This window comes from Pediococcus acidilactici DSM 20284 (assembly GCF_000146325.1).
GTDB classification, from domain to species: Bacteria; Bacillota; Bacilli; order Lactobacillales; family Lactobacillaceae; genus Pediococcus; species Pediococcus acidilactici.
Map to the genome: position 1 here is coordinate 315,824 of NZ_GL397067.1, position 13,366 is coordinate 329,189.

Below are 13,366 nucleotides of genomic sequence, written 5' to 3' on the forward strand. Positions count from 1 at the left end.
TCTCACTTAGGCTGTTGCGATTTAAGACCTTTATGGCCTGAGATTTAGCACAGCCTTTTTTTACGGTTTCATAAAATTAAGATTTAATTATTAAATGCTAAGGAGGCCATAAAAATGGCAAGTATTTCAGCTAAACAAGTAAAAGAATTGCGCGACAAAATTGGTGTCGGAATGATGGATGCTAAAAAAGCTTTAGTAGCCAGTGATGGTGACATGGACAAGGCTGTTGATTTCCTTCGTGAAAAGGGAATTGCTAAAGCAGCTAAGAAGAGCGACCGTGTAGCTGCCGAAGGTCTTGCAGACGTCGAGATGCATGATAACACTGCGGCAATCGTTGAAGTTAACTCAGAAACTGACTTCGTTGCTTCAAACGACCGCTTTATCGACCTTGTTAAGGAAATTGCATCACAAGTTGCTCTTGAAAAACCAGCTAGCGTTGAAGATGCGCTTAAGTTGAAATCACCAAAGGGTACTTTGAACGATGACATTATCGAAGCAACTCAAGTTATTGGTGAAAAGATTTCTCTTCGTCGTTTTGCAACTCTTGAAAAGAGTGAAAACGAACATTTTGGTGCTTACCTACACATGGGTGGTAAGATTGCTGCTCTCGTATTATTAGAAGGTGCTGACGAAGAAACTGCTAAGGATGTTGCTATGCACGTTGCTGCTATCAATCCTAAGTACGTTAACCGTGACGAAGTACCAAGCGATGTGCTTGATCACGAACGTGAAGTACTTACTAAAGAAGCTGAAGGCGAAGGTAAGCCAGCTAACATCATTGAAAAAATGGTGGAAGGCCGCTTGAACAAGTTCTTAGCAGAAGTTAGTTTGGATGACCAAGAATTCGTTAAGGATCCTGACCAAACAGTTGCTAAGTACGTTGCTTCTAAGGGTGGAAAAGTTAAGTCATTCATCCGTTACGAAGTCGGCGAAGGAATTGAAAAGCAAACGGTTGATTTTGCTGAAGAAGTTCGTAAGGAAATGGGCCAATAAAAATCATTATCTTGCAAAAATCACGGTTGCGATAGGCGCCGTGATTTTTTTATGGGTAATGGAAAGATTTGGAACTACGGTTATAAAGGAACTTAATGACCCTGAACTACATTTGTGATAAAATTTATTGAAGGTAAAAAAACATAGGAGGCCGTAAAATGTCTGAGGTTAAATACAAGCGAGTAATCATGAAGCTAAGCGGTGAAGCGTTAGCTGGTGAAAAGGGAACGGGAATTAACCCGCCTGTAATCCAAAAAGTGGCTGAAGAACTTCGGGACGTACATGACCTAGGAGTGCAAATTGCAATTGTCGTCGGCGGTGGAAACATGTGGCGTGGCGAGACTGGTGAAGAACTAGGGATGGAACGTGTCCAAGCTGATTATATTGGAATGTTGGGAACCGTGATGAACGCTCTAGCATTGCAAGATAGTTTAGAATCTTTGGGAGTACCTACTCGCGTACAAACATCAATCGAAATGCGTCAAATTGCTGAACCATACATTCGACGCAAAGCAGTTCGTCATCTAGAAAAGAATCGTATCGTAATTTTTGCGGCCGGAACTGGTAGTCCATACTTCTCAACGGATACAACTTCCGCACTACGAGCGGCTGAAATTGGTGCAGAGGCTATTTTAATGGCCAAGAACGGGGTTGATGGAATCTACTCTGCAGACCCTAACGTGGACCCAAATGCCGTTAAATTCGAAAGCCTAACTCATATGGATATTATCGACAAGGGCTTGCACGTAATGGATACAACTGCAAGTTCGTTATCAATGGAAAATGACATTCCTTTGGTAGTCTTTAATTTAAACCAACCAGGAAATATTAAAAAGGTAGTTGCTGGTGAAAATATTGGAACAACAGTAAGGGGAGAATAAATTGGCAAATAACGAAATACTTAAAACAGCTGAAGAAAAAATGCATAAAGCACACCAAGCTTTAGAACGTGATTTAGGTTCAATTCGGGCTGGTCGTGCAAACGCGTCCCTATTAGACCGGGTTACGGTAGATTACTATGGAGCACCAACACCTTTAAACCAAATGGCCTCCATTAGTATTCCAGAACCCCGGGTGTTGTTAATTACTCCGTACGATAAGAGTGTTTTAAACGACATTGAACAAGCTTTACTAGTTGCTGACTTGGGAATCAATCCTGCTAACGACGGAAGCGCAATTCGCTTAGTAATTCCACAACTTACGGAAGAAACTCGTAAAGAGTTAGCCAAGGACGTTAAAGCTGAAGGTGAAAAGGGTAAAGTGGCAATTCGAAACGTTCGCCGGGAAGCTATGGAAGCTTTGAAAAAAGCTCATAAAAACGGTGACTACAACGATGATGAATTCCACGATTTAGAAAAACAAGCTCAAGATATTACGGATAAAGCCATCAGAAAGGTCGAAGAAATCGTGGCTAATAAAGAAAAAGAAGTGCTTGAAGGATAAGTTAATTTGAAGTGATTTTTAGAGTTAAAACTGGACCGTAGGGTTGTTTTAACTCTTTTATTTTCACGGGAAAATGATTTTATGCCCTTTTTTTGGTAAAATAATAACCATTAACTTGGAGGCTTCTTTTAATGAAAGCAAATCAACAAAGTAAAATAACGCTAAATGAAAACATTCCCAACCACGTGGCCATTATTATGGATGGAAACGGCCGGTGGGCGCAACGGCGCTTTATGCCACGGGTTGCGGGACATAAAAGGGGAATGGAAGTAGTCAAAACAATCACTAAAGCGGCAAGCAGTCTAGGAGTGAAGGTGCTTACGCTTTACGCATTTTCAACGGAAAATTGGAAACGGCCGCAGGATGAAGTTTCATTCTTAATGAAGCTTCCAATTACCTTTTTTGATACCTTTGTGCCAGAATTAATCGAGCAGGGAGTCCGGGTGAAGGTCACTGGCAATATCGAAGGCTTACCACAAGCTACCCAAGATGCAGTAAACCGGGCAATTAGCGATACTGCACATGGCACTAAAATGATCTTAAATTTTGCGCTAAATTATGGTAGCCGAGATGAGCTTACCCAAATGACCCGCTCAATTGCACAACAGGTTGCTAACGGAGAAATTGTTCCGGAGGCCATTGATGAACAATTAATTGCGCGGAATTTGCAAACTAGTTTTTTAGGCGATTTAGCAGATCCGGATTTGTTGATTCGAACCAGTGGTGAAGAACGCATTTCAAACTTTCTCTTATGGCAAATCGCGTACAGTGAATTGGTTTTTACCGATACGCTATGGCCAGATTTTAATGAACAAACCTTTATGGAAATGATTAAAGAGTATCAAAAACGCGACCGTCGTTTTGGTGCGATTAAAAAGTGAGGAATTAGTTTTGAAACAAAGAGTAATTACGGCCGTGGTGGCCTTAATAATTTTTATTCCAATTATTTTGCTTGGGGGACCATTTATTGAAATTGCTGCTCTAGTACTAGCTGGAGTTGCCATGAGCGAAGTTTTAATCATGAAAAAAATTTTGTTAGTTTCTCCAGAAGCAATTTTGAGTATTTTGGGTACTTTATTTTTAGTAGCACCAAAAACATGGCTACATAGTTTACCCAGCCAGATTAACACTTCGGCGATTTTTATGGTGTTTGCGATTGCGCTAATGATTCGGACCGTTTTTAGTAAAAATAGGTTTAACTTTGACGATGCGGGCATTCTCACATTAACCATGCTTTATATTGGAGTAGGATTTAATTTGTTCGTACAAGCGCGGACGATTGGCCTAGGAATGATTTTGTACTTACTATTAACCGTTTGGTGCACGGACAGCGGCGCGTACTTAATTGGCCGTAAATTAGGAAAAAGAAAACTTGCTCCCCAAATTAGTCCTAATAAGACTTGGGAAGGCTCCATTGGAGGAACCGTTGTCGCAGTTATTGTAGGAGTTATCTTCTCATTATTGGGTGCAATTAACCATGGAGTAGTAGCAACCGTGTTATTTAGTTTTGTTCTTTCAATCGCGGGACAGATGGGGGATTTGATTGAATCTGCCCTTAAGCGGTTCTACGGCGTAAAAGATTCAGGAAAGATTCTACCGGGACATGGTGGAATCCTCGATCGTTTTGATAGTTTGCTATTAGTTTTACCTATGGCGTATCTGTTTGGGTTACTTTAACGACCAGTTAGGAGTTATTGATGATTACTACGGTAATTACTTTTTTGATTGTTTTTTGCATTTTAGTTATCGTCCATGAATACGGACATTTTTTGGCTGCAAAAAAGTCCGGCATTTTAGTTCGTGAATTTTCAGTAGGTATGGGACCGAAGATTGTTGATCTTAAACGACGCGGAACCACGTTTACCCTGCGAATTCTCCCAATCGGCGGCTACGTACGAATGGCGGGCTTGGATGAAGAAGACGAGGAATTAAAAGCGGGACAGCCGGTAGTGTTAACAACCAATTCTGCGGGAGTAGTAACTACAATCAATACTTCTGAGAAGTTTCGTTCTGCCGTCGGTGTACCGTTAATCGTTACTAAATTTTATCTGCAAGACGCACTCTTCATCGAAGGTTACGAAAACGGTGATGAAGGTGCAGCCAAACGTTTTGCAGTCGATCACGATGCAACGATTATTGAAAAAGATGGAACCGAAGTACGAATCGCTCCCCGTGACGTACAGTTCCAATCAGCATCGGTTTGGCGCAGACTACTAACTAATTTTGCTGGGCCATTTAATAATTTCATCTTAGCCATCGTGGTTTTTGCGTTAATGGGGATCTTGCAAGGCGCGGTGCCTTCAAATTCAAATCAAGTTCAGGTAATTGATAACGGAGTGGCTCAAAAAGCGGGCGTCAGGAATAACGACCGAATCGTTGCTGTAGATGGACAAAAGACGCAGAATTGGTCGGCAATTTCAAAAGCCGTTTCAAGCCACCCTAAACAGTCGATAACGCTTAAGCTGCAAAAAAATGGGAAGACTCGTTCGGTGCGGGTTACCCCTAAGGTAGTTAATAATGGTCAAAAAAAGGTCGGAATGATTGGGATTCAATCATCAATGACCACTAACCTGGGTTCTCGAATTATGTACGGTTTTACGGGGACTTGGCAAATGACTAAGGCTTTATTTAGTGCTTTAGCACAAATGCTGCACGGTTTTAGTTTAAATGATCTGGGTGGACCAGTAGCAATATACGCAACCACGTCAAAAGCTACCCAACAAGGCTTCAATGCAGTTTTATATATTCTGGGATTCCTATCCTTAAACCTTGGAATCGTCAATTTATTACCCATTCCAGCGTTAGATGGGGGAAAGATTTTATTAAACTTAATTGAAGTGGTTCGGCGTAAGCCAATGAAAATGGAGACAGAGAATATGATTACACTAGTCGGCTTTGGTTTCTTAATGTTGCTAATGCTGCTAGTTACTTGGAACGATATTCAAAGATACTTTTTCTAAATGATTTAAAGGGAGTCGAATTGAAAATATGAAACAATCTAAGATTTTAATACCTACAGTAAAAGAAGTTCCAAATGATGCGGAAGTGCTTAGTCACAAAATGATGCTTCGGGCTGGTTACATTCGCCAAATTTCGGCCGGAATGTACGCCTACCTACCAATGGCATACAAGGTAATGGAAAAAATCAAGCGGATCATTCGCGAAGAAATGACCGCAATCGACGCGGTAGAAATGCTTACCCCAGCGGTGCTGCCTGCCGAGTTATGGAAAAAATCAGGTCGTTATGAAACTTACGGCCAAGAATTATATAAATTTAAAAACCGTCACGACCGGGATTTTATTTTAGGACCTACTCACGAAGAAACCATGACAACGTTAATCCGGGACGAAGTAAAGTCTTATAAAAAACTTCCGTTAACTTTGTATCAAATTCAGATGAAGTATCGGGATGAAGACCGTCCCCGTTACGGATTGCTTCGCGGACGAGAATTTTTAATGAGTGATGCATACTCTTTCCACGCGGATGAAGAAACACTTGACGAAAGCTTCCGTGCTTTCGAGAAAGCTTATCAAAATATTTTTGACCGGTGTGGTCTCAAATATCGCGAAATTGTTGGAGATGCTGGTGCAATGGGTGGTCATGACTCTAAAGAATTTTCTGCAATCGCATCGATTGGAGAAGACACCATTGCTTACTCAGAAGAAAGTGACTATGCTGCAAACCTCGAAATGGCCAGCAGCGTTTACGAAGATTTACAAATGCATGAAAATCCTGCTGAAATTGAAAAGGTCGCTACTGGGGATGCCCATTCAATTGACGAAGTTGCCAAGGAACTCGGTGTAGATGATGGGCGCCTAATCAAGACCATGGTTTTGATGGCGGATGACCAACCGGTTTTAGCTTTACTTCGGGGAAATGATCAACTTAATGAAGTTAAGCTAACCAACTTGCTGCATGTTGATGAATTACGGGAAGCAACTGAAGAAGAAGTTACTCGTTTAACTGGTGCACATTTTGGTAATTTAGGACCCGTTTTTGATAAACGACCAGAAGATATTCAAATTGTTGCGGATAAGTATGTTGAACAGATGGTAAATAGTGTGATTGGCGCTAACGAAGATGGTTACCATTACACTAATGTCAACGTGGGTCGTGATTTCAATGTAGATCAGTTTGCAGATATTCGAACTGTTAAAGAAGGCGAATTAGCTCCCGATGGGAAGGGCAAATTAAAGTTCACCAAGGGAATTGAAATTGGCCACATCTTTAAGATTGGAACCAAATATTCTAAGGCATTGGATGCAACCGTTCTTGACCAAAACGGACGTGCAATTCCAGTTATCATGGGTTGCTATGGTATCGGGGTTAGTCGGTTACTTTCTGCAGTTTCAGAACAGTTAGCTGATGAAAATGGGCTAGTTTGGCCGAAGAATATTGCGCCATTTGACGTGCACGTAATTCCAGTTAATGCGAAGAATGACGAACAAATGCAAGTTGCTGATCAAATCAATACAGAATTGGTTGCAGCAGGTTACGACGTTTTGATTGATGATCGTAAAGAACGGGCTGGAGTTAAGTTTGCGGATTCAGACTTGATTGGAATTCCTTTACGCGTCACGGTTGGTAAAAAGGCTAGTGAAGGAATTGTGGAAGTTAAATTGCGTCAAACTGGCGAAACGGTGGAAGTTAAGTTGGCTGAATTGAAGAATACGGTCGAAATTTTATTAAATCAAGCCCAGTAATAATTGGGAAGACTGAAAGCTGGGGGTAACCCAGCTTTTAATCGTTCATACCCCAGATATTTTTTAGGGAAGCAAAACCTAAATTAATAAGCACTTTAGGAAATTGGGTATTGTGGTACCAGGAGGACCAAAAAATTGAGTTTATCAGAAAATGAGCAATTTAAAATTTTGCTAAAACAAATAGATTGGTCGGCCCCGCCAGCGGTTGGCGAAGGACTAATTAAGAATTTAACGGTTCATGCAAATTCGAAACGCTGGTTTTTTAATTTTGAGTGGGACGATATTCTACCCTATGATCAGTTTGCAGAATTTGATGAGCGGTTGAAACATACTTTCAAACCCATTGCAAACGTCGACTACCAAATTAGCACTCGGGCAAATACAATCACTAAAGAACAAGTAGCGGGATACTGGGATTGGATTATTAAGCATAGTGGCATCCAATCCTCGTTATTACAGGTACTATGTGATAAGGCAGTTCCTGATTTTCAAGACCAAGTGTTAACTGTTAAGGTCGACAATGAAATCAGCCAAAATTTGCTTAGCGAAGAAGCGTTACGGACAATTGGACAGAAATATCAGCAAGCCGGGTTTCCCCAATTTAAAATCCAGGTAGCGATTGACAATGATGGAGCCGAACAACGCTTAGCCCAATATCACGAGGAAAAAATTAAACGTGATAAGGAAATTGTCCAAAAAGCAACCGAGGCAATTAAAAAAGCGGAAAAGAAGAAGGCTACCGAGAAAAAAGCCGCTCCCCAATTCAACGGGAAGGTTCAAATTGGTAAACCGATTAGTGACCAAGAGCAGGTTACACAGTTACGGGATATTAACCAAGAGGAACGTTCAGTAACCATCGAGGGGTATATTTTTGATGTAGAAGTTAAAACTTTGCGTTCAGAACGGCAACTTTTAATTTTTAAAGTTACTGACTATACTTCTTCAATTACCATCAAGAAGTTTTCACGTAATGAAAGTGATGAACAACTATTTGCGGCAGTCAAGCAAGGACTTTGGGTACGTGTGCGTGGGAGTGTGCAAGAAGATAGCTTTATGAAGGACCTTACCATGAATGCTTATGATGTCACCCAAATCAGTCACGCAGAGCGCGAAGATACTGCTGACGAAAAACGGGTTGAATTGCATTTGCATACTAACATGAGTACGATGGACGCTACTAATAGTATTAGCGACTTTGTCAGCCAAGCTGCTAAATGGGGGCATCCGGCCATCGCCGTTACCGATCATGCTGGGTTACAAGCCTTTCCTGAAGCATATGCCGCTGGTAAGAAAAGCGGGGTTAAACCACTTTTTGGTGTGGAAGCTAACCTAGTAGATGATGGGGTACCGATTGCTTATAACAGTGCACACCGCGCACTTAAAGGCGGTAAATACGTCATCTTTGACGTGGAAACGACTGGTTTGTCTGCGATTTATGACAAGGTAATCGAACTTTCTGCGGTTAAAATGGAAAATGGTAACGTAATTGATGAATTCGAAGAGTTCATTGATCCAGGATTTCCGCTATCTGAAACCACCATTAACTTAACCAGCATTACTAACGAAATGGTCCGGGGTTCGCTTTCGGAAAAGGAAGTTTTTACCAAATTCCGGGAATTTTATGAAGACGCGATTATTGTTGGGCACAACGTTACCTTCGATATTGGTTTTATGAATACCGGCTATCTACGGCACGGGATGGAAGAGATTAAAAATCCAATTATTGATACGTTAACCTTAGCGCGTTTCCTATACCCAACCTTAAAAGGGTACCGGTTAAATACGTTGGCTAAAAAGTTTAACGTAGCTCTAGAACATCATCACCGGGCCATCTACGATGCGGAAACGACTGGACACCTTTGCTATTTGTTCTTAAAAGATGCTGAAGAGCGTTATGGAATTGAATATCATGATCAACTAAATGATCACATGACGGAAAACGACGCGTATAAACATGCTCGGCCGAATCACGCAGTTTTGATTGCCAAAACGCAAGCTGGGTTGAAGAACCTATTTAAATTAGTTTCGTTATCAAACGTTAAGTACTTCTATCGGGTGCCACGAATTCCGCGTTCAGAGTTAGAACGATTACGGGAAGGCATCATCGTGGGCTCTGCTTGCTCAAGCGGTGAGGTTTTCACCGCGATGGCACAAAAGGGTTACGTTGAAGCACGGGATCGGGCTAAGTTTTATGATTATTTGGAAGTAATGCCTAAGCCAGTTTACCAACCGTTAATTGACCAAGAAATCGTTAGTGACACTAACAAATTGGAAGAAATTATCGGCAATATCGTTAAATTGGGTAAAGATTTAGATATTCCGGTAGTGGCTACTGGCGATGTGCACTACCTTAATCCGCAAGATGCAATTTATCGAAAGATTTTGATTAATTCTCAAGGAGGAGCTAACCCGTTAAACCGGACCGAATTGCCTGACGTGCACTTCCGCACCACGGATGAAATGCTGGAAGCCTTCCGTTTTCTTGGGGAAGAAACTGCCCACCAAATTGTGGTTGAAAATCCTAATCAAATTGCGGATAGCATTGATGACATTAGTCCGGTCAAAGATAAGCTATATACGCCTAAAATGCCGGGTGCTGAGGACCGAATTAAGCAGTTGGCAATGGATCAGGCTCATGCTCTTTATGGTAAAGAATTACCCGAAATAGTTAGCGAGCGGTTAGATAAAGAATTGACTAGTATTATCGGAAATGGTTTCTCAGTAATTTATTTAATTGCCCAGCGGTTAGTACACAAGAGTAACAAAGACGGATACTTGGTAGGTTCCCGGGGGTCGGTTGGTTCTAGTTTTGTAGCTACGATGTCTGGAATTACCGAAGTTAATCCGTTGCCGCCACACTACCGCTGTCCAAACTGTCAATACTCTCATTTCTATACTAAAGGGGAATATGGTTCTGGATACGATTTACCAGATAAGAAGTGTCCAGAATGCGGTACTTTGATGATTGGTGACGGTCAAGACATTCCGTTCGAAACTTTCTTAGGCTTTAAGGGAGATAAGGTTCCGGATATTGATTTAAACTTTTCAGGAGACTACCAGCCAATTGCGCATAACTATATGCAAGTTTTGTTCGGTAAGAATAACGTTTTCCGCGCTGGAACAATTGGTACCGTCGCTGATAAGACTGCTTATGGCTACGTGAAGGCTTACGAACGGGACACTAACCAGCATTTGCGTGGTGCCGAAATTGAACGGCTTGCCAAGGGAGCTACCGGAGTTAAACGGACGACCGGACAACATCCAGCGGGAATTTTGATTGTGCCTGATTATATGGATATCTATGATTTCAGTCCGATCCAATACCCAGCGGATGACCAAACTGCAGCTTGGGAAACGACCCATTTTGATTTCCATTCGATTCACGATAATATTTTGAAAATGGATATTTTGGGACATGATGATCCGACCATGATCCGGAAACTGCAAGATTTGTCCGGCATTGACCCACAAACCATTCCTACTGACGACCCGGGAGTAATGAAAATCTTCTCCGGTCCCGAAGTGTTGGGGGTTACAGAAGAACAGATTAAATCCAAGACCGGTACGCTAGGAATTCCAGAATTTGGTACGAGGTTTGTTCGGGGGATGTTAGAAGAAACCCATCCAACCACTTATTCTGAACTATTACAGATTTCAGGACTTTCTCACGGAACTGACGTGTGGTTAGGAAATGCGGAAGAGTTAATTAAAGCGGGAACCATTACGTTAAAAGATGTTATTGGGTGCCGGGATAATATCATGATGGACTTGATTCATTATGGACTTGATTCGCAATCGTCCTTTAAGATCATGGAAAGTGTTCGGAAAGGTAAGGGAATTCCAGAAGGTTACGAAGAAAAAATGCGTGCAGCTAATGTTCCTGATTGGTATATTGAGTCGTGCGGGAAGATTAAGTACATGTTCCCGCGGGCCCATGCTTCAGCTTACGTCTTGATGGCGTTGCGGATTGCTTACTTTAAGGTTTATTATCCATTAGTTTATTATGCAGCATACTTTACCGTGCGTGCCGACGATTTTGATATCGTGGCGATGTCTCGGGGAAAAGAATCCTTAAAAAACCGGATGCAAGAAATTAATGACAAGGGTAATGAAGCTTCAGCAAAAGAAAAGAATTTGTTGACTGTTTTGGAATTAGCTAATGAAATGGTCGAACGAGGCTTCAACTTTAAGATGATTGACCTTGAAAAATCGGATGCGGAAGAGTGGTTAATTGATGGCGACTCATTGATTGCCCCATTTAACGCGCTTCCTGGTCTGGGATTAAACGTTGCTAAACAAATCGTGGCAGCTCGGGCCGACAAGCCGTTCCTTTCTAAGGAAGATCTTGCAAAACGAGGTCACGTTTCTCAAACGCTAATTGATTTTATGACCGAAAATAATGTTTTAGCAGGGTTACCTGATGAAAATCAATTGAGTCTTTTCTAGATTATTTTGCAATCTTTGCAAAACAATGCTATATTAGAGTTAGTAATTTGATACTCGTTAAGTGAGTGAGCAGCGATGCTCACTCTTTTTATTGGCAAAATATAAATCGGGAGGTTCAAATTTGAGTAGCAATGTTGTTGAAAAAATAACGGAATTAGCTAGACCCGTTATTGAAAGTCATGATTTCCAACTAGTGGAAGTTGAATTCGTGAAAGAGGGTCAGGGTTGGTTCCTCAGGTTTTATATTGATAAAGTCGGCGGAATTAACATTGAAGAATGCGCCATGGTCAGCGACGAATTAAGCGAACTCTTGGATCAGCAAGATCCCGATCCGATTCCACAAGCTTATTTCTTGGAGGTTTCCTCACCAGGAGCAGAACGTCCTTTAAAGACTAAGGAGGACTTGGCAGCTGCTGTAGGGGAATATATCCATATCTCATTATATGCGTCAATCAACAAGCAAAAGGTGTTTGAAGGATACCTCAAGAGCTTTGAAAATGATGAATTAGTTTTAGATTACCTAGATAAAACTAGACATAAAGAATTGAAAGTCGCTTACAATCAAGTGGCGTTTGCTAGATTAGCAATCAAGATTTAGAGGAGAGTTAAAAATGAGTAAAGAAATGGTTACCGCTCTTGCTAACTTAGAAAAGGAAAAGGGAATTAAGCAAAGCGTAGTTATTGAAGCGCTGGAAGCTGCCCTAGTTTCTGCGTATAAGCGTAATTATGGTCAAGCACAAAATGTTGAAGTAGAATTCAACGAACGGAAGGGTGATATCCACGTCTACGCTGTCAAGAAAGTAGTGGAAGAAGTGGAAGATGACCAATTACAAGTTAGTTTAGCAGATGCTTTGCAAATTAACCGGGCTTACGAACTAGATGATGAAATTCGTTTTGAAGTAACGCCAAAAAACTTTGGCCGGATTGCTGCCCAAACTGCTAAGCAAGTAATTATGCAACGGGTTCGGGAAGCAGAACGCGAAGTTATTTACGAAAAGTACAGCCAATACCTCGATGAAATGGTAACTGGTGAAGTTGCTCGACGGGATAACCGGTACGTATATGTTGACTTGGGTGGCGTAGAAGCCGTAATGTCTAAACAGGACCAAATCCCTGGTGAACAATACGAACCGCACGACCACATTAAGGTATACGTAACTAAAGTAGAGTATAGTGGACGTGGACCACAAATTTTTGTTTCTCGCAGTCATGAAGGATTGTTGAAACGCTTGTTTGAACAAGAAATCCCAGAAATTTACGACGGGACGGTTGAAATTATGTCCGTTGCACGGGAAGCTGGCGACCGCGCTAAGGTAGCGGTTCGGTCAAATAACCCAGACATTGATGCGGTTGGAACCTGTGTAGGTCCCCGCGGTCAACGGATTCAAACCATCGTTAACGAATTACATGGCGAAAACATGGACGTAATTGAATGGGAAGATGACGATGCAGAATTTATTTCCAACGCCCTTAACCCAGCAGAAGTAATCGATGTTTTATTTAATGAAGAAGAAGAAAATTCTTGCATCGTCATTGTGCCTGATTACCAACTATCATTAGCCATTGGTAAACGGGGACAAAATGCACGTTTAGCTGCTAAATTGACTAACTATAAGATTGATATTAAATCAGAAACTGATGCTGCTGAATTTGTTGAAGAAGATGACGACGAAGAAGTAGCAGATTCTGCCACTGAAATTGAAAGCAGTGCTGACGAAAGCACAGTTGATGAAAACGTCTTGGAAAGTGAATCAAACGACGATAGCGACGAAGAATAAGC

At 41.5% G+C, this 13,366-nt stretch carries 10 protein-coding genes; all 10 read left to right on the forward strand.

Features of this window, described 5'->3' with window-relative positions:
- Positions 1 to 114 precede the first annotated feature (114 nt).
- The 10 genes from tsf to nusA all read left to right on the forward strand — a co-directional run bounded on the left by tsf (position 115) and on the right by nusA (position 13,364).
- Positions 115 to 993, forward strand: a complete 879-nt coding sequence (gene tsf / locus HMPREF0623_RS01670) for a translation elongation factor Ts (protein ID WP_002831536.1) — start codon at positions 115 to 117, stop codon at positions 991 to 993.
- Between the two features lie 158 nt (positions 994 to 1,151).
- Entirely contained in the window at positions 1,152 to 1,874 is a 723-nt protein-coding gene (gene pyrH, locus HMPREF0623_RS01675) for a UMP kinase (RefSeq protein WP_002831538.1), read from the forward strand.
- A gap of 1 nt (position 1,875) precedes the next feature.
- Complete coding sequence (gene frr, locus HMPREF0623_RS01680) at positions 1,876 to 2,436, forward strand: ribosome recycling factor (RefSeq protein WP_004165807.1); 561 nt, start codon at positions 1,876 to 1,878, stop codon at positions 2,434 to 2,436.
- 131 nt (positions 2,437 to 2,567) lie between these two features.
- Complete coding sequence (locus HMPREF0623_RS01685) at positions 2,568 to 3,317, forward strand: isoprenyl transferase (RefSeq protein WP_002831542.1); 750 nt, start codon at positions 2,568 to 2,570, stop codon at positions 3,315 to 3,317.
- A gap of 10 nt (positions 3,318 to 3,327) precedes the next feature.
- Positions 3,328 to 4,113 (forward strand): phosphatidate cytidylyltransferase, encoded by a 786-nt coding sequence (locus tag HMPREF0623_RS01690; protein WP_036671223.1) that lies wholly within the window; start codon positions 3,328 to 3,330, stop codon positions 4,111 to 4,113.
- Positions 4,114 to 4,133: 20 nt separating this feature from the next.
- Positions 4,134 to 5,396, forward strand: a complete 1,263-nt coding sequence (gene rseP, locus HMPREF0623_RS01695; protein ID WP_004165809.1) for an RIP metalloprotease RseP — start codon at positions 4,134 to 4,136, stop codon at positions 5,394 to 5,396.
- Positions 5,397 to 5,424: 28 nt separating this feature from the next.
- A complete protein-coding gene (locus HMPREF0623_RS01700; protein ID WP_004165810.1) occupies positions 5,425 to 7,140 on the forward strand; it encodes a proline--tRNA ligase in 1,716 nt (571 codons plus the stop codon).
- A 135-nt stretch (positions 7,141 to 7,275) separates the two neighbouring features.
- A complete protein-coding gene (locus HMPREF0623_RS01705; RefSeq protein ID WP_004165811.1) occupies positions 7,276 to 11,586 on the forward strand; it encodes a PolC-type DNA polymerase III in 4,311 nt (1,436 codons plus the stop codon).
- A 121-nt stretch (positions 11,587 to 11,707) separates the two neighbouring features.
- Entirely contained in the window at positions 11,708 to 12,184 is a 477-nt protein-coding gene (gene rimP / locus HMPREF0623_RS01710; protein WP_002831548.1) for a ribosome maturation factor RimP, read from the forward strand.
- A 13-nt stretch (positions 12,185 to 12,197) separates the two neighbouring features.
- Complete coding sequence (gene nusA / locus HMPREF0623_RS01715) at positions 12,198 to 13,364, forward strand: transcription termination factor NusA (protein ID WP_002831550.1); 1,167 nt, start codon at positions 12,198 to 12,200, stop codon at positions 13,362 to 13,364.
- Positions 13,365 to 13,366: the final 2 nt, after the last annotated feature.

Excerpts from the sequence above, each read along its gene's own strand:
- tsf (WP_002831536.1), top strand. The coding sequence starts at position 115 with ATGGCAAGTATTTCAGCTAAACAAGTAAAAGAATTGCGCGACAAAATT.
- pyrH (WP_002831538.1), top strand. The coding sequence starts at position 1,152 with ATGTCTGAGGTTAAATACAAGCGAGTAATCATGAAGCTAAGCGGTGAA.
- HMPREF0623_RS01685 (WP_002831542.1), top strand. The coding sequence starts at position 2,568 with ATGAAAGCAAATCAACAAAGTAAAATAACGCTAAATGAAAACATTCCC.
- rseP (WP_004165809.1), top strand. The coding sequence starts at position 4,134 with ATGATTACTACGGTAATTACTTTTTTGATTGTTTTTTGCATTTTAGTT.
- HMPREF0623_RS01700 (WP_004165810.1), top strand. The coding sequence starts at position 5,425 with ATGAAACAATCTAAGATTTTAATACCTACAGTAAAAGAAGTTCCAAAT.
- nusA (WP_002831550.1), top strand. The coding sequence starts at position 12,198 with ATGAGTAAAGAAATGGTTACCGCTCTTGCTAACTTAGAAAAGGAAAAG.